This is a genomic window from Burkholderia seminalis (assembly GCF_001718535.1).
Taxonomy (GTDB): Bacteria; Pseudomonadota; Gammaproteobacteria; order Burkholderiales; family Burkholderiaceae; genus Burkholderia; species Burkholderia seminalis.
Genome location: NZ_CP013400.1, coordinates 523670 through 545180, shown reverse-complemented (window position 1 = coordinate 545180; position 21511 = coordinate 523670). Strand labels below are relative to the sequence as shown.

Here is a 21511-nt window from a genome sequence, read left to right as displayed (position 1 = left end):
GCCCCAGGAGGAGACACCATGCGACCGAGCCGCCCGACCGATCCCGCCGCCTGCGCCCCCGTGCCGGCGCCCGTCGGCTGATCCATCGACTACCGAACGAAGGAGACGATTCCATGAGCAAGACGTTCGACTACATCGTCGTCGGCGGCGGATCGGGCGGCTGCGTCGTCGCCGGGCGCCTGACCGAGGACCCGGCCGTGACCGTATGCGTGCTGGAGGCCGGCGGCCGCGGCGACGGCGCGCTCGTCAACGTGCCGACCGGCGCGGTCGCGATGATGTCCACGCACCTGAACAACTGGGCGTTCGACACGGTGCCGCAGCCCGGGCTCGGCGGGCGCATCGGCTACCAGCCGCGCGGCAGGGCGCTCGGCGGATCGTCGGCGATCAACGCGATGGTCTACATCCGCGGCCATCGTGTCGACTACGACGGCTGGGCCGCGCTCGGCAACGAAGGCTGGGGGTACGACGACGTGCTGCCGTACTTCCGCCTGAGCGAGCACAACGAGCGCTTCGACGATGCATGGCACGGCCGCGACGGCCCGCTGTGGGTCAGCGACCTGCGCACCGGCAACCCGTTCCATGCGCGCTACCTGGAAGCCGCGCGACAGGCCGGCCTGCCGCTCACCGACGATTTCAACGGTGCGCGGCAGGAGGGCATCGGGATCTACCAGGTCACGCAGAAGCACGGCGAACGCTGGAGCGCGGCGCGCGCGTACCTGCTGCCGCATCTCGGCCGCCGCGACAACCTGACGGTCGAGACGCACGCGCAGGTGCTGCGCATCCTGTTCGACGGCACGCGCGCGATCGGCGTCGAGGTCCGCCAGCACGGCGAGGTCCGCACGCTGCGCGCGCGGCGCGAAGTCGTGCTCGCGGCCGGCGCGCTGCAGACGCCGCAGTTGCTGATGCTGTCGGGCGTCGGCCCGGGCCGCGCACTCCAGCAGTTCGGCATCGCGGTGCAGGCGGACCTGCCCGGCGTCGGGCGCAACCTGCAGGATCATCCGGATTTCATCTTCGGCTATCGCACGCGCAGCGTCGACACGATGGGCGTGTCCGCACGCGGCGGCCTGCGGATGCTGCGCGAGTTCGCGCGCTTTCGCCGCGAACGGCGCGGGATGCTGACGTCGAATTTCGCGGAAGGCGGCGGGTTCCTGAAAACGTGCGCCGATCTCGCCGCGCCGGACATCCAGCTGCATTTCGTCGTCGCGCTCGTCGACGACCATGCGCGCAAGCTGCATGCCGGCCACGGGCTGTCGTGCCACGTGTGCCTGCTGCGGCCGCGCAGCCGCGGCTCGGTCACGCTGAACAGCGCCGATCCGCTCGCGGCGCCGCGCATCGACCCCGCGTTCTTCGACGATCCGCGCGACGTCGACGACATGGTCGCGGGCTTCCGCATCACGCGCCGGCTGATGGAAGCACCGGCGCTCGCGAGCTGGATCACGCGCGACCTGTTCACCGCGAACGTGACGACCGACGACGAGATCCGCGACGTGCTGAGGCGGCGCACCGACACCGTGTATCACCCGGTCGGCACCTGCCGGATGGGGCACGACGCACTCGCCGTCGTCGATCCGCAACTGCGCGTGCGCGGCCTGCAGGGGCTGCGCATCGTCGATGCGTCGGTGATGCCGACGCTGATCGGCGGCAACACCAACGCGCCGACGATCATGATCGCCGAGAAGGCCGTCGACCTGATGCGCGGCGTGCGCCGCGTGCCGGACCGGCCGCATGCCGGCGAGACCGTCAGGACAGCGACGGATTGCGATTCCGCCCGTGCCGCGCGCGCGGCACACGACGTCATCCAGCCCGAGGAAACCCGCCATGCTGTCGCCTGATCCTTCCCGTTGCGCCGGCTCCGCCGCACCGCTTGCCGCGATCATCATCGGCGCCGGCTTCGCCGGCATCGGCATGGCCGTCGCGCTGCAACGCGCCGGCATCCACGATTTCGTGATCGTCGAACGCTCGCACGACGTCGGCGGCGTATGGCGCGACAACAGCTACCCGGGCGCCGCGTGCGACGTGCCCTCGCACCTGTATTCGTTTTCGTTCGAACCGAATCCGGCCTGGTCCCGCGTGTTCGCGCCGCAGCCGGAAATTCACGCATACCTGCAGCATTGCGCACGCAAGTACGGGCTCGCACGCCACCTGCGCTTCGGCGCCGAAGTCGGGCACGCGCGCTACGACGAAACCGGTGCGCTGTGGCACGTCACGCTCGTCGACGGCACGACGCTCAGCGCCGCCCTGCTCGTCAGCGGCACCGGCCAGTTGAGCCGCCCGGCAATGCCCGACCTGCCCGGCATCGACACGTTCCGCGGCCGCGCGTTCCACTCCGCGCACTGGGATCACGACTATTCGCTCGCCGGCAAGCGCGTGGCCGTGGTCGGCACCGGCGCGTCGGCGATCCAGTTCGTCCCGGCGATCGCCGGCAGCGTGCGGCACCTGACCGTGTTCCAGCGTTCGCCGGCCTACGTGATACCGCGTCCCGACCGCGCGTATCGCCCGTGGGAAAAGGCGATGTTTCGCCGGATGCCGTGGGCGATGAAGCTGCATCGCGCGTGGATCTACACCCGCTACGAATCGCGTGCGATCGCGTTCACGCGCCTGCACGGGCTGATGAAGGTGGCGGTCGGCCGGCCGTTCCGCAAGCTGCTCGCGCGCGACGTGCCGGACCCCGCGTTGCGCGCCCGGCTCACGCCCGACTACCCGATCGGCTGCAAGCGCCTCCTGCTGTCGAGCGAATACCTCGCGACGATGAGCCGCGACAACGTCGCGCTCGTCACGCAACGCATCCGGCGCGTGACCGAGGACGGCATCGAAACCGTCGACGGCGTCCATTATCCGGTCGACGCGATCGTCTACGGCACGGGGTTCGCGGCAACCGAATTCCTGTCGCCGATGCGCATCACGGGCCGCGACGGGCTCGACCTGAACGACGCGTGGCGACGCGGCGCGCAGGCGTATCTCGGGCTCACCGTGCCCGGCTTCCCGAACTTCTTCATGCTGTACGGCCCGAACACCAACCTCGGGCACAACTCGATCGTCTACATGCTCGAAAGCCAGATCGCGCACGTGATGCGCTGCGTGCGGGCGATGCGGCGCGACGGCGCGCGCGAGATCGACGTCGATACGCGCCGCTACCGGCGCTTCAACGCGCACGTGCAGCAGCGGCTCGCCGGTTCGGTCTGGAGCGGCTGCAAGAGCTGGTACGTCGATGCAGCGGGGCACAACAGCACGAACTGGCCGGGTTTCACGCTGACCTACCGGTGGATCACGCGTGTCGGCGGCATGTCCGCATACCGCTTCACGCGCCCGTTGCCCGGGTCGGCCGCGGCAGCGCACGGCACGGTGATCGCGCCGCCGGCCGGTCGGCTGGAGGCGCTCGCCGCCGCTTCGCTGCGCGGCTTCCTGCGCGTTACGTTCCGGCCGCTGATCGGGCCGCCGTTCGGTGCACGCACGCAGCGCCGCGTCGTTGCGCTGCTGTCGCCGCTGATGCCCGGTGCCGGCGGCACGCTGCGCTATCGCACGTCCGCGCACCACGTGCCGGTCGAAGTCGTCGCGCCGAAACGCGGCGACACGGGTGGCGCGATCCTGTATCTCCACGGCGGAGCATTCTGCCTCGGCGGCCCGCATACGCATCGCGGCGTGACGACGCGGCTCGCGAACGATGCCGGCCTGCCGGTGTGGGTGCCCAATTACCGCCTTGCGCCCGAGCATCCGAGCCCGGCCGCGCTCGACGATGCGCTCGCCGTGTACGACGCGATGCGCGCGCAGGGTCATGCGCCGCACCGGATCGTGATCGCCGGCGACTCGGCCGGCGGTGCGCTGGCCCTCTCACTCGCCATTGCGCTGCGCGAGCGCGGCGATCCGGCCGCCGCCGCGCTGCTGCTGATCTCGCCCGTGACCGACCCGGCGCTCGGCGGTCCGACGCTGGCCTCGCGCCGCCGCGACGATCCGATGATCCGGCGCGGCTGGCTCGAACAGGGGCTGCGCTGGTATCACGGCGCCGGCTCGACCGCCGCGCGCGGCCCGCTCGACACCGACCTGCGCGGTCTGCCGCCGATGCTGATTCAGGCCGGCGACCAGGAGGTGCTGCTGTCGGATGCGCAACGGCTGGCGGATCACGCACGCGCGTGCGGCGTGCCGTGCCGGCTGGAGATTCATGCGGCGCGCTGGCACGTGTTTCATCTGCAGGCGTTCTACCTGCGCTCGGCGCGCGATGCGCTGCGCACGCTGGCGGGATTTGCGTCGGCACGGGTGGCCGCGAGCGCGTGACGATCGGGCGGCAATGCGCGGCGAGCGGCGCGTGCGCGGTCGCCTATCTGCGCGTCGCGATGGAATCGCTCGACGATCCCGACAATCGCGCGGCCGGCCTGCTCGCGCTGCGTACGGTCGCGGAAGCCTATGGCGGGCTCGGCGCGGTCGCGGCCGAAGCCGGCATCAGCCGCGAATCGCTGTATCGCACGCTGTCCCCGAACGGCAACCCGACGCGGAAAACCCTGCTCGCGGTGCTCAAGACCGTCGGCCTGCGCCTGTCCGTCGTCCCGGCCCAGCCGGAGCACGCATGAGCGGCGCGCGCCCGCTCACGGCCTGACCATCCACACGAGCAGCATCCCGGCCGGCGCGGCCGTCATCCCCGCCGGCGGACGCTCGATCGTCGGCTCGACCGCCAGCGCCTGCGCGATCGCCGCCACATCGTCGATCGGCGTCGTGCGCACGATCGTCATCAGCCGCGCCGGCCGGTGCAGCGCCTCGCGATACAGCGCGCCGTACCACAGCGGCCGCATGCCGAGCGCGTCCTCCAGCACGTACGGATAGCGCCACAGCCGCAGCACGAGGCGGCTGTCCGGATGGGCCGGATCGACGCGGACGAACACGCGGCGCGTGCTTTCGCCATGCGTATAGCGCGGCAGTACGGGCAGCGCGTCGGCCGGCGCCTGCGGCAACAGCCAGCGCAACGCGGTGGCCGGCGACCACGGCGTCGCGCGCTGCCAGCCGGCCTGCGCGAGATGCCGGTCGAGCGTGTCCGATGTCGCGCTCCATTGCAACGGCAGATATTCCTCGCGATCGCCGCCGATCTCGGTGCGCCGCATCGGCACGCGCTGCCACCCGCCGTGCAGCCACTGATCGACCGTCATCGCCACCACGTCGCCGACGTGCGGGCGCGCCGCGCGCTCGAGCTGCCATTGCGCGGGAACCGTCCATACGCCGGCCGTCGCGAGCACCACGACCACCGCGACCAGCGCGCCGCGCGGCTGCACCTGCTCGCGCACGCGCCAGTATGCATAGGCGCCGGCGAGCAGCGCGAACCAGGCCAGCCCGAGACTCCAGCCGCCGAGCAGGCCCGACAGCCAGGTGTCGCCAACGTAGAGCCGCGCGAAACCGCCGAGCACGATCCACAGCACGACCGCCGTCACGACCGGAATGCGCCATCGCGCGGGCCGGTCGCGCGTGAGCACCCAGCCGAGGCCGCTGCTCGCGAGGATCGCGAACGCGGCGTCGGCATCGGGCAGCGGCAGGTGCAGCGCGCCGGGCGGCAGGCTCGCGGGCGTCGCGCCCGGCACGCCCGCGCCGAACGCCGGCACGAGCACGACCGCGATACCGACCGTCGCGAGCCACCACGCGGACGTCAGCCAGCAGCGATGGATCATCAGCCAGACGAGGAACGCGGCCGCGACGATCAGCCCCGTGTCGTGCCCGTGCAGCACGGCAAGCGCACTCATCGCGGCGTCGACGGGCGGCGTGCGCAGGTTCTGCAGGAACGCATACAGCGCGATGTCCGCGTGCATCAGCGGATCGTTCGCGACGACATCCCGCACCATCCCCGCGAACAGCCACACGCAGCCGGCGAACAGCAGCGCGAGCACGGGCACCGCGCCCGGCAGGCCGCGCACGTCCGCGATCGCGTCGTGCAGCCGCGCGCCCACCCGCGGCCAGCGGCGCGCGCAAGCGTGCACGGCTGCGACGAGCGCGCGGTGCAGCAACGGCCAGCCGCGCCGCAGCGCGACGCGCACGCCGACCCAGACGAGCACGACCAGCGCGGCGACGACCAGCAGGATCGCGGCGACCCGCACGCTGATCGCCGCGGCCAGCGCGGCCGACGCGCCGAACACGATGCCCGGCGCGACGTGTACGGGCGCCCACACGAGCGCCGAGACGACGTTGACCGGATAAAACGACCGCCGCGGCAGCGTCGCGCAGCCGACGACGACCGGCACGACCGCACGCACCGGCGCGAGGAAGCGCGCGAGCACGATGCTCTTCATCCCGTGACGCAGGACGAACTCCTCGCCGCGCGCATAGGCGTTCGCGTAGCCGAGGCGCGCCCACACGTTGCGGATCATCCCGCGGTAGTGCCGCCCGAGCTCGTAGCTGATCCCGTCGCCGACCACCGCGCCGGCGGCCGCGATGCCGATCGTCGTCCAGCCGTCGAGCGCGCCCGCGCCGATCAGCGCACCGGCCGCGAACATCACGGCGCCGGCCGGCACGATCGTGCCGATCAGCGCGATCGCCTCGGCGCACGCCGCCACGAACACGATTGCCAGCACGAGCAGCGGATGCGCGCCGATCGCGCCGATCCACGCGTGGATCGTGTCGCTCATCGCACGCCCCGCGGCGAAACGGCCCGGCGGTTGAACACCGGATCGGCGATGGCAGGGTGAACGGTCATGGCGAGGTGCGCGCGCTCGCGCCGGCGTGAACGGTCAATCGAACTCGTGCTGCCGCGCATCGACCTCGAGCGGCGCGTCGTGATAGCCGACCGTCGCGATTTCCTGCAGATAGCGCGCAAGAAATGCGCCGATCGAACCGGCGGCCTCGTACTGATGCACGTGACGGAATTCGTGGGTCAGCAGGCGGCGCGTGTCCTGCCCGCGCAGCACGTACACCGCATGGCCGAGCGTCAGGCCGATCGTCCCCGGCGACAGCAGCCCCGTGTCGCGGGCGATCGCGGCCAGCGACGGCGTCTCGGGGAACGGCATGCGATCGACGGTCACCACGCGGATCCGTTCCGGCCGGGCAACGCCCACCGCGCGTGCGTCGTCCGCCTGCGCCGGCGTCAGCGGCGCCCCCTGCGCGATCCCGCGCGCCGCTTCCGCTTCGGCCCATGCGACCGCGGCGGGCAATGCGGACGGCAGGATATCGGCAAGATCGATCATCGCGGGGCTCCCCTGTAGGTGGATTGGCATCGGGCACCAGTTTAGTCCCGAATCGCGGCGGCTCGACGCACGGTCCGGGCAGCGCGTCGCCGGTCCGGCCCGGGTACGGCAGTCACCCGGGAATACCCTGACCGCCGCGCACGACACGTCGTGCCCTTTCCGGTCGATTATTTCGCTTCAGTACACATTCGTCGATCAGCCATCTCGAAAATTTCCCGAATGAGTACCGTTTTCGAATTCGGCGGAATATATTGGTCAGAAGAACGGCCGCGTCGATAACCAGACATGCAGTTCGCGGCGTCATCCCGAAGAGGGCCGCTAGATGATCAGGGTAATTCTGGCTGACGATCACGCAGTCATGCGGGACGGACTGCGTTACATCCTGGAAATGGCCGGCGGTTTCGAGATCGTCGGCGAGGCAAGCGACGGCTCGGCCACGCTCGCGCTGGCCGAACACGCGGCCGCCGACGTGCTGCTGCTCGACCTGTCGATGCCCGCGCCGACCGGCATCGAGCTGATCCGGATGGTCAAGAGTCACGCGCCGTCGCTGCGCACGCTCGTGCTGACGATGCATGCCGAGGCGCAGTACGCCGCGCGCGCGTTCAAGGCCGGCGCCACCGGCTACCTGACGAAGGACAGCGCGACCGCCGAACTCGTCGAGGCCGTCGGCAAGGTCGCGGCCGGCGGCGTCTACGTGAGCCCGTCCGCGGCCGAAAGCCTCGCGCGCACGCTGCGCGCGCCGGCCCGGACGTTGCCGCACGAGCGGCTGTCCGCCCGCGAGCTCGACGTGATGCGCCGCATCGTCGCCGGCCAGACCGTCACGCAGATCGCGTCCGAGCTCGGGCTGAGCACGAAGACGGTCAGCACGTACAAGACCCGGATCCTCGAGAAAATGGAATTGCCGCACGACGCGGCGCTGGTCCGCTACGCGGTACGCCACGATCTCGATCCTGGCGCCGGCGCCGACGACGCATGACGGCCGCGTCCCGGTTCCCGCCCGCGCCGACGCAAGACGACGATCCGGACACGTCGCGCCTGTTCATGTCGTCGCTGCCGCCGGGCCGGCGCGAACGGCGCTTCGCGCTCGCGACCGTGCTCGTGTCGGCCGTGATCTTCGCCGCGCTCGCGCCGTTCGCGGGCATGCCGCTCGCGCCGGGCTCGGCGTTCATTCCCGTGTACCAGTCGGCGATCGTCGTCAACGACATGGTGACGGCCGGCCTGCTGCTCGGCCAGTACGCGATCCTGCGCCAGAAACCGCTGCTCGTGCTCGCGGGCGGCTACCTGTTCACGGGCTTCATGGCCGGCACGCACATGCTGACCTTCCCCGGGCTGTTCGCACCGCACGGCCTGCTCGGCGGCGGCGACCAGACGACCGCGTGGCTGTACCTGTTCTGGCACGGCGGGTTTCCGCTGGCCGTTTCCGCGTATGCGCTGCTGCGCGCGACGCCGCGCGCCCGCCCGATCGCGAGCCCGCAGCGCCGGGCGGCGATTCCGGTGGGGTTCTGCCTCGCGTCGGCGGCCGCCGCGACGGTCGCGCTCGCGCTGCTCGCGACCGCCGGCCACGACCTGCTGCCGCGCATCATGAACGGCAACCGGATGGCCGCGACGATGACGAACGCGATCACGATCGTCTGGGGGCTGAACCTGGTCGCGCTGATGCTGATGTGGCGGCAGCGGCGCCGCCATTCCGTGCTCGACCTGTGGGTGATGACGGTACTCGTCGCGTGGCTGTTCGATATCGCGCTGTCGTCGATGCTCAATCACGGGCGCTACGATCTCGGCTTCTACGCGGGGCGCGCGTACGGCCTCGTCGCGTCCGGCGTCGTGCTGTTCGCGATGCTGTTCGAGAACGGCCGGCTGCATGCGCAGACCGTGCGCGCGCTGGCCGGCGCGCGCTACCAGCATCTGCTCGTGGTGCAGAAGAGCGCGCAGTTGAACGACGCGAACGAACGGCTCGAACAGCGCGTCGCCGCGCGCACCGCGCAACTGAGCGCGTCGAACCGCGACCTGCGGCGCGAAGTCGAGGAGCGCGTGCGCGCGGAGCGGGCGCTGCAGACGTCACGCGAGGAACTGCGCGAGATCGCCGCGATCAGCGCCAGCGCGCGCGAAGCCGAGCAGCGCCGCATCGCGCGCGAGCTGCACGACGAACTCGCGCAGACGCTCGCGACGCTGAAGAACGATCTCGAATGGCTGATCGACCGCGTGCCGCAGGACGACGCGTTGCTCGCGCGCAAGATCGCGGCGATGCATGCGCTCGCGCGCGGCGCGGTGGCCGCGACGCGGCGCATCGCGTCGGACCTGCGCCCGCTGATGCTGGATGACCTCGGTTTCGCCGCGGCGATGCAATGGCTCGTGGAAGATTTCCGGCACCGTCACGGGATTGCGTGCTCGCTGCGCGTCGAGCCGCCCGAGCTGCAACTCGACGAGCCGTACGCGACGGCCGTGTTCCGCATCGCGCAGGAAGCGCTCGCGAACGTCGCGCGGCATGCGGCCGCGTCGCATGCGGACGTCGAACTCGTGCACGGCGGCGATACGCTCGCGCTGACGATTCGCGACGACGGCGCGGGATTCGATCCCGGCGTGCCGCGCAAGTCGGGTTCGTTCGGGCTGGTGGGATTGCGCGAGCGCGCGTATCTGGTCGGCGGCACGCTGCGGATCGCGACGACGCTCGGCGAAGGCACGACGGTCGACGTCGAGATTCCGCTGACGCACGCGCCCGTCGCGGTCGCGCATGGCGGGAATGGGGGTTCTCGGCCCGATCGCTGACCGAGGCGGCGATGCCGGCCGCCGCATCGATCACGCGTCAGTGGTAATCCTCTTCCCGTTGATGTCGCACCGCGAGAATCGTAACTTGTTCGGCCACTTCAATCTCGAACAGCAGGACAAAACCCGACGCGCCGAAGGACACGATCAGCTCGCGCAAAAACGGATTTCCATTCTCGATCTTGCGGCATGTGAACGGAAACAGGCGCAGCACGGCAACACCTTGCCCGATCGCGTCCGCGGCGCGCGCCGCCACATCCACATCACGTTCGAGCAGGGTTCGAAACGTATCTGGAGCCGCAATCCGCCCGCCGGTCACACCCGCGCCGCCACCATCCCCCGCTCCGATCGCGTCCATGCGACCAGCGCGCCGATGCCGAGCAGCGCGAGGCACACGATCGGCACGATCATCGGCCCGAACGCGGTGCCCGTCACCTTGCCCGCGAACGGCATCAGGTTCTGGCTGAAGAAGCCGCCGAGGTTGCCGATCGAGTTGATCGCCGCGACGCTCGCCGCCGCCCGCGCGCCGGTGAAATAACGCGGCGGCATCGACCAGAAGCACGGATACAGCAGCGGGATGCACGCGCCGCCCAGCACGAGCGCCACGAAGCGCAGCGGCGTCGACGGCAGCACGAGGCTCAGCAGGAAGCCGAGCGCGCCGAGCGCCGCGACGATCGCGATCGTGCGCAGGATGCTCTTCGCGCGACGCAGCTTCGCCGGCAGCCACAGCAGCAGCAGCACCGCGAGCGCCCACGGCAGCATGCTCAGGAAGCCGTTCGTGCTGCTCGACACGCCGAACGATTTCACGAGCGTCGGCAGCCAGTACGTGACGCCGTACAGCGACGTCGACATCAGCATGTAAGTCGCCGCGAACAGCATCACGCGCGGATCGAGCAGCGCCTTCCACGGCTGGCCGTGCTCGGCCTGCGCCGGCTTCTCGCGCTCCAGCGCGGCCGCGACGATCTGCTTCTCGCGCTCGTCGAGGAACGGCGCTTCGCGGAACGACGCCGGCAGCACGCGGAACACGACGATCGCGACGACCACGGCCGGAATGCCCGTCGCCACGAACACCCATTGCCAGCCCGCGAGGCCCCACACGCCGTTCAGGCTCAGCAGCACGCCGCCGACCAGCGAGCCGAGCATGTTCGCGAGCGCGCTGCCGAGCGTGAAGATGCCGAGCACCTTCGCGCGGTAGCTCTGCGGGAACCACAGCGTCAGGTAATAGATCACGCCCGGGTAGAAGCCGGCCTCGGCGATGCCGAGCAGGAAGCGCAGCGAGCAGAACGCGGGCATCGACGTCGTGAAGCCCATCAGCACCGTGATGAGGCCCCACGTCAGCATGATCCGCGCGAGCCACACGCGCGCGCCGTAGCGATGCAGCGCGAGCGTGCTCGGCACCTCGAACAGCAGGTAGCCGATGAAGAACAGAGACGACGCGAGCCCGAACGCGGCCTCCGTCATCCCGAGGCTGTGCACCATCTGCAGTTTCGCGAAACCGACGTTCTGCCGGTCGATGAACGCGATCAGGAACATCACGACGAGGATGGGCAGCAGGCGCCGCGCCACCTTCGACATGATGCGCTGTTCTTCGGCGGACGCGGGGTCCAGGGTGTCGGTAGCGGTCACTTCATGCTCCTTGCGTGAATCGGTTGCGTATCGGTTGAACCGATGCCCGCGCGCAGCCGTCGCGCGGGCACCGGATGTCTCGTTGAACGGGGGGCGATCAGCCCGACCGGTAATCGTCGAGCATCGGCGCGAACATCTCGTGCCACGCGCGCGGCTTCGCCTTGATCGTGCCGGCCAGGTACAGGAATTCGACGTAGTCCATCAGCTGGTTCGGCAGCACCGAGAAGCGCGTGTCGGGCGCGGCCAGCATGCGCATCACGTCGTCGTGCGACACGCCGACGCCCGACGACGCCGCATACAGCGCGGCCGCCGCGCGCGGGTCCTGCGCGATCAGGCGGTTCGCTTCGTCGAGCGCGCCGAGAAACGCGACGGCGAGCGCGGGTTCCGCATCGACGAGCCGCTTCGGCGCGAACACGACGTCGAGCGTCAGCGGGCCGAGCACGTCGACCGAACTCACGACGCGATGAATACCCGGCTGCCGCAACTCGAGCGTCGAGAACGGCGGCGACGTGAAGTGCGCGGTGACGCCGTTCTCGCGGCGGATCAGCGCCTGCATCGCCTGCGGATGCGGCAGGTTCACGGTAATCGAATCGAGCTGCGCGAAATGCCGCGGGCCGAGTTGCCGGCTCGCGACCATCTGCAGCACGACGGCCGACAGCGACGTGCGAATGCCCGGCACCGCGATCCGGTCGGACGGCGCGAAGTCGCGCAGCGACGCCAGGCCCGGGCGGTTCGCGTTCAGCGACAGCGACGTGGTCGACAGCCCGCTGATGCCGATCACCTCGACGTTCGGAATGCCGCGCGCCCGCGCCCACAGTTCGATGAAACCCGGCGCGCCGGCGCCCGCGAAATCGAGCGTGCCGGCCATCATCGCGTCGTTGACGGAATTGCCGCCGTCGAGCAGCACCCAGTCGACCGCGACGTCGCGCACGCCGTGGCGTGCCGCGTGCCGCTCGAACAGCCGCTGCTTCTCCATCACGAGCAGCGGCAGGTACAGCACGCCATAGCCCTTGGAGATCCGCACCGTGCGCGGTTTCGCCCGCACGAGCGACGGTGCGGCGAGCACGCCGAGTCCGGCGGCGATCAATGCGCGGCGGCGTGGCGACATCGTCATGCGCACGCCGCCCCGCGACGGGCGGCACACGGCCGCGCGAAGGCCGCCGTCGCGCCGCGTCGCGCGTTCGTCGCGCCCGTGACATGCTGCATGTTGCCGTCTCCTTGAATATTTCTGGTATTAATGCCGTCCTTGCCTGCTGCTTCCGGCTCGACACAGGTTATCGACCGAGTCTGAGAAAATGCTGACATCCCGGCCCCGGGAAAACCCTATCCACTTACCTGCAAAACGGCACCATGCGCATTCTCGTCGTGGAGGACGATGCCGAAATCGGCGCGGCGATCCGCAACCGCCTGGCGCGGCTCGGCCACGCGGTCGATCTCGAAACCGACGGCGCGACCGCGCACGGGCTGTTGCGCGTCGAGCGTTTCGACCTCGTCGTGCTCGACGCGAACCTGCCCGGCATGGACGGCTTCACGGTATTGCGCCACCTGCGCGCGTCGGGCAGCACGACGCCCGTGCTGCTCGTCACCGCGCGCTCGGCGATCGACGACCGCGTGAGCGGCCTCGGCCTCGGCGCCGACGACTACCTCGTGAAGCCGTTCGACTACCGCGAGCTCGACGCACGCGTGCAGGCGCTCCTGCGCCGCAACAGCGGCCACGCGAACGACGTGCTGACGCTCGGCGGCCTCGTGATCGACCGCAGCAGCCGCCTCGCCGAACTCGACGGCCAGCCACTGTCGCTGTCGCGGCAGGAGTTCGCGCTGCTCGAAATCCTCGCGAGCCGCCCGCAGCGCATCTTCTCGAAGGACGAACTGCTGAACCAGCTGTTCAGCTTCGGCAACGAGCCGACCACGAACGCGGTCGAGCAGTACGTGACGCGTGTGCGCAAGAAGCTGCAGGGCAGCTCGGTCGAGATCCGCACCGCGCGCGGGATGGGGTATCAGATTGCGGCGCACTGACTGGTTCCCGAAGACGCTGTTCGGGCGCACGCTGCTGTTCATCGCGCTCGTCGTCGCGACCGGCGCGCTCGCGCTCGCGGCGATCGCGCGCTATTACGCGGGCGTCGCGGCCGAGCGGGCATACGACCAGTTGCTGGCGGGCGCATCGATCCAGGTCGCGGAAAACCTCTACGTGCAGGGCGGCGTGCTCGCGCTGAATCCGCCGGTGGGCGCGCTGTCGACGCTGTCGCGCTACGACCTCGTCTACTACAAGGTCGTCGATTCGCGCGGCGTCGTCGTGGCCGGCTATAACGATCTCGCGAGCCCCGCGACGCTCGCGGCCGCGAAACAGGGCCCCGCGTTCGCGAATGCCGTCTACCAGGGGCACCGCATCCGCACCGCGACGATCGCGCGCTACATGCCCGAGGAAAACACGCCGGGCTGGGCGCTCGTGACCGTTGCGCAGACAACCAACGCGCGCCAGCAGCTGACGAACGACATGAGCATCAAGGTATGGACGCTGATCCTGCTGATGAGCGTGCTCGCGATCGGCGCGAGCGGCCTCGCGATCCGGCGCGGCCTGCGCCCGCTCGCGCAGATCGGCACGATCATCGCCGCGCGCGACCCGGCCGACCTGCGGCCGGTGGCCGTCGACACGCCGAGCGAGATCGACGCGATCATCGGCTCGATCAACGGGTTGATGCACCGTCTCGCCGAACGGATCAACGCGATGCAGCGCTTCATCGCCGACGCCGCGCATCAAATGCGCACGCCGCTGGCGCGGCTCGACGCGCAGATCGAGCTGCTCGACGGCGAATCCGATCCCGCGCGCCGCGCGGCGCGGCTCGATGCGCTGCGCGCGACCTCCTCGGACGTCGGCCGGCTCACCGGCCAGTTGCTCAATCATGCGATGGTGATTCATCGCACCGAAGCCGTGCCGCTGCAGCCCGTCGACCTCGTCGCGCTCGCGAAGGAAGTGCTCGGCCGCACGATTCCGCTCGCGGGCGAACGCGATGTCGCCGTTGCGTTCGCGAGCGACGCGCCGCTGGCGCGGATCGACGGCGACGCGATCAGCCTGCAGGAAGCGCTGTCGAACGTGCTGCACAATGCGCTGCTGCACGGTCACGCGGACGACATCGTCGTATCGGTCGCGACGACGGGCAACGTTGACGGCGCGGTCACGCTGACCGTGACCGACAACGGCCGCGGGATACCGCGCGAGCACTGGGATGCGGCGCTGCAACCGTTCGTGCGGATCGCGCCGGACGGCAGCGAGCGGCGCACGGGGTCAGGGCTCGGGCTCGCGATCGTGCAGGAAGTGATGAAGGCGCACGGCGGGCGCGTGGGGTTCGCGTTTCCCGATGCGGGCGGATTCGCGGTGGTGCTGACGTTTCCGCGGGCAGCCGGAACCGGCGCGGAAGAAGCATAAGCCGTCGGATCAGTGCCGTGCCGCGCGCGGCAGACGCTCAGTCGTCGTTGTCGTCGTCCAACCGGTTGCGCTCCGCATGCCGCGCTACCCGTCGATCCAGCTCGTCGTACTGGCGATCGCAGAACAACCGGCACAGCGTATCGACATCCGCACGCGTATCGACGTCGATCGTATCGACATGCTGCTCCAGCGTCCCCTTCCCGATCCCGAAGAGCCCCTTCTTGATCCGCATGGAGACGACATTCAGCTGGAAGCCGCCTGAACGCGCGTCGCTCAACGCGGTCACCCACAACGCCCTCTGATCGTCGGCATGCTGCAGCACGAGCGCCGGCAACGGGCCTTCCTGCGTCTCGTCCCACTCGGCATGCTGCGCCGCCCACGGGAACGCGTCGAAGGCATGCGTGAACGACGCGTAATCCGTCGCGCCCTGCGGATCCAGTTGCTTGTAATCGTAGCCGACCTTCTGAATCGAATAAGTCAACATGGCGCGGTAGCCCCCGTGGCGTTCGAGATCAGGAAAGCATCAATCTACCTGAGTTTCGGTGTCCGTCATGATTTTCGCCGCGGCTCACGTATGCGCCTTTGCCGCGCGATCGCGCGGATCCTCCAGGTAGCCGCGCGCCAGCCTGACGAGTTCGCGCTTCAGTTTCGGATCGTCCAGCAGCCCGCGCCGGGCCGCATTGTGCACGATGCCTTCGAGCGCGGAAGACAGCACCTGCGCCGTCATGGCATCGGCCTTGACGGGCGCACGCCCGCGACAGGCGGCAACGATCAGCGCATAGCGGCGCAAGTATGCCTTCTGGAACGCGTCGTACGCGTCCTTCGCGCCCCCCGGATCGGGTAGATCGAGCAGCGCCCGGTGCAGCGACGGGTGATCGCGGTGCGCGGCGATCAGGTCGCCGATCAAGCCTTCGACGAGACGCCCGGCGCTTGCCCGACGGTCATGCGCGCGTTGCAGCACGGCCAGCACGTCGTCGAAATGCCGGCGCCGGATCGCATCGACCAAGGCGAGCTTGTTCGGGAAGTACTGGTACACGGAACCGATACTGACGCCGGCAACCTCCGCGACTTCGTTGGTCGTGAATCCGGCCCACCCGTGCGTATCGAGAACGCGAGCCCCGGCCGTGACGATCACGTCCACGGTCGCACGCGAACGCGCCTGGCGCGGGGCTTTCCGCATCGCGGCGGCGGTATTGGAAACGCGAGTGGACATGCGGACTCCGACCGAAAATAATGGTGCCGAAGCTCACATATTAGGTGAAACCCACGAGGAAACGACCATGAGCGCGAACGCACTCCTGTCCCGCATGCTGCGCTACCAGGCATGGGCGAATGACGACATGCTGGCGGCCATCGCCGGGCTCGACGCGGGGCAACACGCCGAAGCGCGCCATCTCGCGCTGCGCCTGATGAACCATTGCCTCGTCGTCAACCGGATCTTCGCCGCGCATCTGACCGGCGAGCGCCATGGCTTCGTGTCCGACAACACACCCGACACGCCGGAGCCCGACGCACTGCGTGCGGCCTTCGCGTCGCTCGATCGCTGGTATCTCGACTATGCCGACGCCGCCACGCCCGGAATGCTGTCCGAATCGATTCCGTTCACGTTCACCGACGGCGACAGCGGATACATGACTCGCGAAGAGATGCTGACCCATGTCGTCACGCACGGCGGCTATCATCGCGGCGAAGCCGGACGCCTGATGAGCCAGGCGGCGGCACGCTCGGGGCGAGCCATCGAACTGCCGTGGGACACCTATGCCGTTCACCTGCACCGGACGGAACCCGCGCGCAGGCTTCAGGGAAAAACCGAAGCGGCGAATCCGGCACCCGCAGTGCGATAGGCGGGCGCCAGGCCCGCTACGCCGCCACCGCGTCGCCGCCCAGATACGCATCGCGCACGCGCTCGTCGTCGAGCAGCGCCTTCGCCGGCCCTTCGAGCACGACGCGCCCCGTCTGCAGCACGTACCCGTAATGCGCGATCTCCAGCGCCAGGCTCGCGTTCTGCTCGACCATGAACACCGTCACGCCCTGCCGGTTGATCGCGTCGATCAGTTCGAGCACCTTGTCGACGTAAAGCGGCGACAGCCCCATCGTCGGCTCGTCCATGCAGATCAGCTTCGGCCGCGCCATCAGCGCACGCGCCATCGCGAGCATCTGCTGCTCGCCGCCCGACAGCGTGCCGGCGCGCTGCGTCAAGCGTTCGCGCACGCGCGGAAACAGGTCGAGCACGCGTTCGTAGTCGTCGGCCACGGCCGCGCGATCGCCGCGCGTGTACGCGCCCATCAGCAGGTTCTCGCGCACGCTCATGTCGCCGAACAGCCGCCGCGCCTCGGGCACGGCCGCGATCCCGCGCCGCACGCGCTGCGGCGTCGCGAGCGCCGTCACGTCGGCGCCGTCGAAACGCACGACGCCGCGCTTCGGCCGCATCAGGCCGAGGATCAGCTTCATCGTCGTCGACTTGCCGCTCGCGTTGCCGCCGAGCAGGCTGACGATCTGCCCGCGGCCGACTTCGAAGTTCACGTCGAAATGCACCTGCACCGGCCCGTAGAACGTGTCGAGGTGTTCGAGTTTCAGCAGCGCGTCGGTCATCGTCGTATCGGGTCCGAAAGAAGGCAGGGTCATGCGGCCGCCCGGGCGGTGCGATCGGCCGGTGCGCCGCCCGCATGGCGGCGGCCGAGATAGGCTTCGATCACGCGCGGATCGTGCCGCACGTCGCGCGGCACGCCCTCGGCGATCTTCACGCCGTTGTCGAGCACCATCACGCGGTCGGACACGCGCATCACGAGTTCGAGCTTGTGCTCGATCAGCAGGATCGTCAGCCCGCGCGCCTTCAGCGACTGGATCAGCTGCAGCATCTCGGCCGTCTCCGTCTCGTTCATGCCGGCCGTCGGTTCGTCGAGCAGCAGCAGGCGCGGATGCAGCGCGAGCGCGCGGCCGATCTCGACGCGCCGCCGGTTCGCGTACGACAGGCTGTGCGCCGGATGATCGATGCGCGGCGTGAGCCGTTCGCCGAACCCGGCGACGATCGCGCGCGCCTCGTCGCGCAGCGCGGCTTCCTCGCGCCGCACCGACGCCGGCCGCACGAGCGCGCGCAGCACCTCGGCGGCCGCACCGAGCGCGGGCCAGCCCGGCCGCGCCGCGCGCAGCCGCGCATGCGCGCCGATCAGCACGTTGTCGAGCACGCTCAGGTTGCCGAACACGCGGCCGTGCTGGAACGTGCGCGCGATGCCGAGCGCCGCGAGCCGTTCGGGCGCCGTGCCCGTGATGTCGCGGCCGTCGAACGTCACGCGGCCCGCGTCGGGCCGGTCGGCCCCCGCGATCAGGTTGAACAGCGTCGACTTGCCCGCGCCGTTCGGCCCGATCACGCTCAGCAGCTCACCGTCGGCCAGCGTCAGGCTCGCGCCGTCGAGCGCGGTCACGCCGTCGAAGCGGCGCGTCAATCCCTGCACGTCGAGCAAGGGTCGAGTGGTCGTCATCGCATTCCTCTCCTCACACCGTACCGAGCAGGCCCTGCGGCCGGAACCGGACGAGCAGCAGCAGCACGAGGCCGTAGATCAGCATCCGGTAGTCGGCCGCCCAGCGGAACAGCTCGGGCAGCCCGATCAGCGCGATCGCGCCCGCGATGCCGCCGAGCACGTTGCCGAGCCCGCCGAGGATCACCATCGTCAGCGCGAGGATCGACACCTGCGAATCGAAGGTCTGGTGATTGATGTAGCTGTACAGGTGCGCGGCAATGCCGCCGCTCACGCCGGCCGCGACGCCGCCGACGGCGAACGCGATCGCCTTGTAGCGGTTCGGCGCGATGCCGTGCGCGCGCGCGGCGACGTCGTCCTCGCGCACCGCGCGCAGCGTGCGGCCCAGATGCGAGCGCAGCAGCCGCACCTGCACGAGCGCGAACGCGACGAGCACCGCGAACGTGAACCAGTACGCGGCGCGCGCGGTGCCCGCCCACGGCAGCGGCGCGATGCCGGTGATGCCGAGCGGGCCGCGCGTCAGGCCGTCCCAGTTCAGGATCACGAGGCTCACCACTTCGCCGATGCCGAGCGTCGCGATCGACACGTAGTGCCCGCGCAGCCGGAATGCCGGATAGACGAGCAGCGTGCCGAGCACGGCCGTGATGACGCCCGCGCACGGAATCGTCACGGCCGGCGACCAGCCGAGATCCGACGACAACAACGCCGACGCATACGCGCCGATCACGAGCAGCGCCGCGTGGCCGAGCGAGATCTGCCCGACCGTGCCCGCGACGAGCGTGAGGCTCAGCGCGAGCAATCCGTACAGCCATGCATTGGTCAGCGTCTGCAGCACGTACGGCGACGCGCCGAGCCACGGCAGCACGGCCGCCAGCACGATCAGCGCGACGAGCACCGGGCGCGGCACGCGCACGGCCTTCGCGGCCGCGAGGAAGGTGCCCGTCATCGGCTCGGGCGGCAGCGCGCGGTTGGCGCTGAACAGGCCGTTCGGCCGCCACACGAGGAACACGATCAGCAGCCCGAACGCGAACAGGTCGCGATAGCTCGTGCCGAACAGCGCGACGCCGTAGCTTTCGACGAGACCGAGCAGCAGGCTGCCGGCGATCGCGCCCGGCACGTTGCCGAGCCCGCCGATCAGCAGCGCGACGACGCCCTTCAGCGTCGCCTGGAAGCCCATCGCCGGATCGATGCTGTTGTAGTACATGCCGACCAGGAGCCCGCTCACGCCGCCGAGCGCGCACGCGATCGCGAACACGGTCTGGTTCACGCGGTCGACGTCGACGCCCATCTGCAGCGCCGCGTCGCGATCCTGCGCGGTCGCGCGCACGGCCCAGCCGAGCCGCGTGAAACGCAGGAAGCCGTACAGCAGCGCGGCCGCCGCGATGCCGATACCCGCGATCAGCAGGTCGAGCGAGCCGAGCGTCGCGCCGGCGATCCGCACATGCCAGTCGGGCAGCGGCGTCGGCACCGCACGCGGGTCCGCGCCGAACGCAAGCTGCGCGAGCTGGTCGAGGATGAAGCTGATGCCGATCGTCGCGAGCAGCGGCGCGATGCGCGCCGCGTGGCGCAGCGGCCGCAGCCCGATCCGCTCGATCGCGATACCCAGCGCGCCGCAGCCGACGACGACCGCCGCCAGCGCGACCGGCAGCGGCAGGCCGAAGCGCGTCAGGCACAGCCAGCCGATGAACGCGCCGACCATGTAGACCGAGCCGTGCGCGAAGTTGATCAGGTGCGACACGCCGAAGATCAGCGCGAGCCCGACCGCGAGCAGCGCGTAGATGTTGCCGACGATGAGACCGTTGAGCGTGTAGTCGAGCCAGGAAGCCATCACGATGCGTCCGTCACTTGCATGCGGTTCATGCGGAATCAGCGCGCGGCGAGCTGCGGTTTCGCGCCGTCCCACAGCGCCCACTGCCCCTGCTTCACGACCAGGTACACGGTGCGCGCGCCGGCCACGCGGCGCGTCTGCGGATCGAAGCGCACCTTGCCGAAGATCACGCTCGGCACGTCGCTGACCTTCGCGAAGCCGTCGTGCGCGGCCTGGCGCGTCGTGCCGTAGCGGCGCAGCACCTCGGCCGACAGGATCAACGCGTCGTAGGCACGCGCGACGAACGAATCGGGATCGGCGTGGAATTTGGCGCGATAGCGCTGTACGAACGCCTGCACCTCGGGGCGCGGCTCGGCCGGGAAGAAGTTCGATTCCGTATAGACGCCTTCGACGGCCGTGCCGCCCAGTTCGAGGAACTTCGGCGAATACACGGAGCCGACCGCCGCGATCGGCAGCGCGACGCCCGACGTGCGCGCCTGCCGCACGATCTGCGCGCCGTCCGCGTAGTAGGAAATCAGCACGATCGAATCGGGGTTCGACGCGCCGATCCGCACGAGCGTCGAGCGGAAGTCCTTTTCCGCCGGCTGGTAGCCTTCGGCCGCGACGACCTGCGCGCCGAGCCCGGCGACCGCCTTCGCGAAGATGTCCTTGCTGGTGCGGCCCCAGTCGGTGTTCAGGTACAGCACCGCGATCCGCTTGAAGCCGAGTTCCTTCACCGCATAACGCGCGAGCAGCGGCTGCTCCTCGGCCTGGCTCAGCGCGGTGCTCCACAGGTAGTCGCCGCCCTTCGTGAAATCCGGATGCGAGTTCGTGAAGCCGAACTGCACCAGTTGCCCGCGCTGATAGATCGGCGACGCGGCCATCGACGTCGCGCTCGAGAAGTCGCCCAGCTCGATCGCGATGCGCGGATCGGCGACGAACTTCTGCGCGATCGCGACGGCCTGGCGCGGATCGCTGCGGCTGTCCTGGAAGTCGATCGCGAGCGGCCGGCCGTGAATGCCGCCGCTGCCGTTGATCTCGTCGAGCGCGAGATCGAAGCCGCGCTTCCACTGTTCGCCGTATTGCGCGTCCTGGCCCGTGAGCGGCCCGCTCACGCCGATCACCACCGGCTCGCCCGACACGCCGGCCGCGAGCGCCCCGCCCGTCGACAAGCCCCATGCGGCAGCGAGCGCCGCCACCGTGCCCAGCACGCGCCGCCATGCGCCGCGTGCGTCGTTCCCCGAAACCTTCATGCGTCCCCCAG

The 21511-nt window shown here is 70.0% G+C and carries 19 protein-coding genes; 8 read left to right on the top strand and 11 right to left on the bottom strand.

Features of this window, described 5'->3' with window-relative positions:
- Positions 1-113: 113 nt before the first annotated feature.
- From WJ12_RS23150 to WJ12_RS23140, 3 genes are read left to right on the top strand one after another with little or no spacing between them, the layout of a single operon-like run.
- Positions 114-1832, top strand: a complete 1719-nt coding sequence (locus tag WJ12_RS23150) for a GMC family oxidoreductase (protein ID WP_059559633.1) — start codon at positions 114-116, stop codon at positions 1830-1832.
- Complete coding sequence (locus WJ12_RS23145) at positions 1819-4269, top strand: flavin-containing monooxygenase (RefSeq protein WP_059559635.1); 2451 nt, start codon at positions 1819-1821, stop codon at positions 4267-4269. Before WJ12_RS23150 ends, WJ12_RS23145 begins: the two co-directional genes overlap by 14 nt.
- Positions 4266-4562: a helix-turn-helix domain-containing transcriptional regulator gene (locus WJ12_RS23140; RefSeq protein WP_059559638.1), complete on the top strand. Its 297-nt coding sequence runs from the start codon at positions 4266-4268 to the stop codon at positions 4560-4562. The genes WJ12_RS23145 and WJ12_RS23140 overlap by 4 nt, the downstream gene beginning before the upstream one ends.
- A 15-nt stretch (positions 4563-4577) precedes the next feature.
- Here the strand turns inward: WJ12_RS23140 and WJ12_RS23135 are convergent, their stop codons facing one another.
- Together WJ12_RS23135 and WJ12_RS23130 are read right to left on the bottom strand one after the other, a co-directional pair.
- On the bottom strand, positions 4578-6596 hold the full coding sequence (locus WJ12_RS23135) for an LssY C-terminal domain-containing protein (RefSeq protein ID WP_059559642.1): 2019 nt from the start codon (positions 6594-6596) through the stop codon (positions 4578-4580).
- Between the two features lie 102 nt (positions 6597-6698).
- On the bottom strand, positions 6699-7151 hold the full coding sequence (locus WJ12_RS23130) for a hypothetical protein (protein ID WP_059559643.1): 453 nt from the start codon (positions 7149-7151) through the stop codon (positions 6699-6701).
- A 322-nt stretch (positions 7152-7473) separates the two neighbouring features.
- Here WJ12_RS23130 and WJ12_RS23125 point away from each other — a divergent pair, with 322 nt between their 5' ends.
- Both WJ12_RS23125 and WJ12_RS23120 read left to right on the top strand, forming a co-directional pair.
- Entirely contained in the window at positions 7474-8127 is a 654-nt protein-coding gene (locus WJ12_RS23125) for a response regulator (RefSeq protein ID WP_049031728.1), read from the top strand.
- A complete protein-coding gene (locus tag WJ12_RS23120) occupies positions 8124-9917 on the top strand; it encodes a sensor histidine kinase (protein ID WP_059559646.1) in 1794 nt (597 codons plus the stop codon). The genes WJ12_RS23125 and WJ12_RS23120 overlap by 4 nt, the downstream gene beginning before the upstream one ends.
- A gap of 37 nt (positions 9918-9954) precedes the next feature.
- On the opposite strand, the gene WJ12_RS23115 is transcribed toward WJ12_RS23120, so the two are convergent.
- The 3 genes from WJ12_RS23115 to WJ12_RS23105 all read right to left on the bottom strand — a co-directional run bounded on the left by WJ12_RS23115 (position 9955) and on the right by WJ12_RS23105 (position 12654).
- Positions 9955-10272, bottom strand: coding sequence for a type II toxin-antitoxin system RelE/ParE family toxin (locus WJ12_RS23115; protein WP_226103879.1), 318 nt, complete (start codon positions 10270-10272; stop codon positions 9955-9957).
- A complete protein-coding gene (locus tag WJ12_RS23110; RefSeq protein ID WP_049035680.1) occupies positions 10230-11540 on the bottom strand; it encodes an MFS transporter in 1311 nt (436 codons plus the stop codon). The genes WJ12_RS23115 and WJ12_RS23110 overlap by 43 nt, the downstream gene beginning before the upstream one ends.
- Before the next feature lie 97 nt (positions 11541-11637).
- Positions 11638-12654, bottom strand: a complete 1017-nt coding sequence (locus WJ12_RS23105; RefSeq protein ID WP_059560072.1) for an ABC transporter substrate-binding protein — start codon at positions 12652-12654, stop codon at positions 11638-11640.
- 236 nt (positions 12655-12890) lie between these two features.
- Between WJ12_RS23105 and WJ12_RS23100 the strand changes: the two genes are divergently transcribed.
- Together WJ12_RS23100 and WJ12_RS23095 are read left to right on the top strand one after the other, a co-directional pair.
- Positions 12891-13556 carry a response regulator transcription factor gene (locus tag WJ12_RS23100; RefSeq protein ID WP_034188331.1) on the top strand — a complete coding sequence of 222 codons (666 nt, stop codon included), beginning with the start codon at positions 12891-12893 and terminating at the stop codon, positions 13554-13556.
- Positions 13543-14964, top strand: coding sequence for a sensor histidine kinase (locus WJ12_RS23095; RefSeq protein ID WP_034188332.1), 1422 nt, complete (start codon positions 13543-13545; stop codon positions 14962-14964). The genes WJ12_RS23100 and WJ12_RS23095 overlap by 14 nt, the downstream gene beginning before the upstream one ends.
- 37 nt (positions 14965-15001) lie before the next feature.
- Here WJ12_RS23095 and WJ12_RS23090 read toward each other — a convergent pair whose 3' ends face one another.
- Together WJ12_RS23090 and WJ12_RS23085 are read right to left on the bottom strand one after the other, a co-directional pair.
- Positions 15002-15448: a hypothetical protein gene (locus WJ12_RS23090; protein WP_059559648.1), complete on the bottom strand. Its 447-nt coding sequence runs from the start codon at positions 15446-15448 to the stop codon at positions 15002-15004.
- 84 nt (positions 15449-15532) lie between these two features.
- On the bottom strand, positions 15533-16105 hold the full coding sequence (locus WJ12_RS23085; RefSeq protein ID WP_226103878.1) for a TetR/AcrR family transcriptional regulator: 573 nt from the start codon (positions 16103-16105) through the stop codon (positions 15533-15535).
- Here WJ12_RS23085 and WJ12_RS23080 point away from each other — a divergent pair.
- Positions 16089-16808 (top strand): DinB family protein, encoded by a 720-nt coding sequence (locus WJ12_RS23080; protein WP_226103877.1) that lies wholly within the window; start codon positions 16089-16091, stop codon positions 16806-16808. The two genes, WJ12_RS23085 and WJ12_RS23080, sit on opposite strands and share 17 nt — an antisense overlap.
- Before the next feature lie 16 nt (positions 16809-16824).
- On the opposite strand, the gene WJ12_RS23075 is transcribed toward WJ12_RS23080, so the two are convergent.
- Genes WJ12_RS23075 through WJ12_RS23060 form a run of 4 tightly spaced genes read right to left on the bottom strand, consistent with a single transcriptional unit; the run spans position 16825 to position 21500 of the window.
- Positions 16825-17589: an ABC transporter ATP-binding protein gene (locus WJ12_RS23075; protein ID WP_059559657.1), complete on the bottom strand. Its 765-nt coding sequence runs from the start codon at positions 17587-17589 to the stop codon at positions 16825-16827.
- The gene (locus tag WJ12_RS23070; RefSeq protein ID WP_059559659.1) at positions 17586-18443 is read right to left on the bottom strand and encodes an ABC transporter ATP-binding protein; all 858 of its coding nucleotides are present in this window, start codon (positions 18441-18443) and stop codon (positions 17586-17588) included. The genes WJ12_RS23075 and WJ12_RS23070 overlap by 4 nt, the downstream gene beginning before the upstream one ends.
- 13 nt (positions 18444-18456) lie before the next feature.
- On the bottom strand, positions 18457-20268 hold the full coding sequence (locus WJ12_RS23065) for an ABC transporter permease (protein WP_049034267.1): 1812 nt from the start codon (positions 20266-20268) through the stop codon (positions 18457-18459).
- Positions 20269-20306: 38 nt separating this feature from the next.
- Positions 20307-21500, bottom strand: a complete 1194-nt coding sequence (locus WJ12_RS23060) for an ABC transporter substrate-binding protein (protein WP_034188339.1) — start codon at positions 21498-21500, stop codon at positions 20307-20309.
- Positions 21501-21511 lie beyond the last annotated feature (11 nt).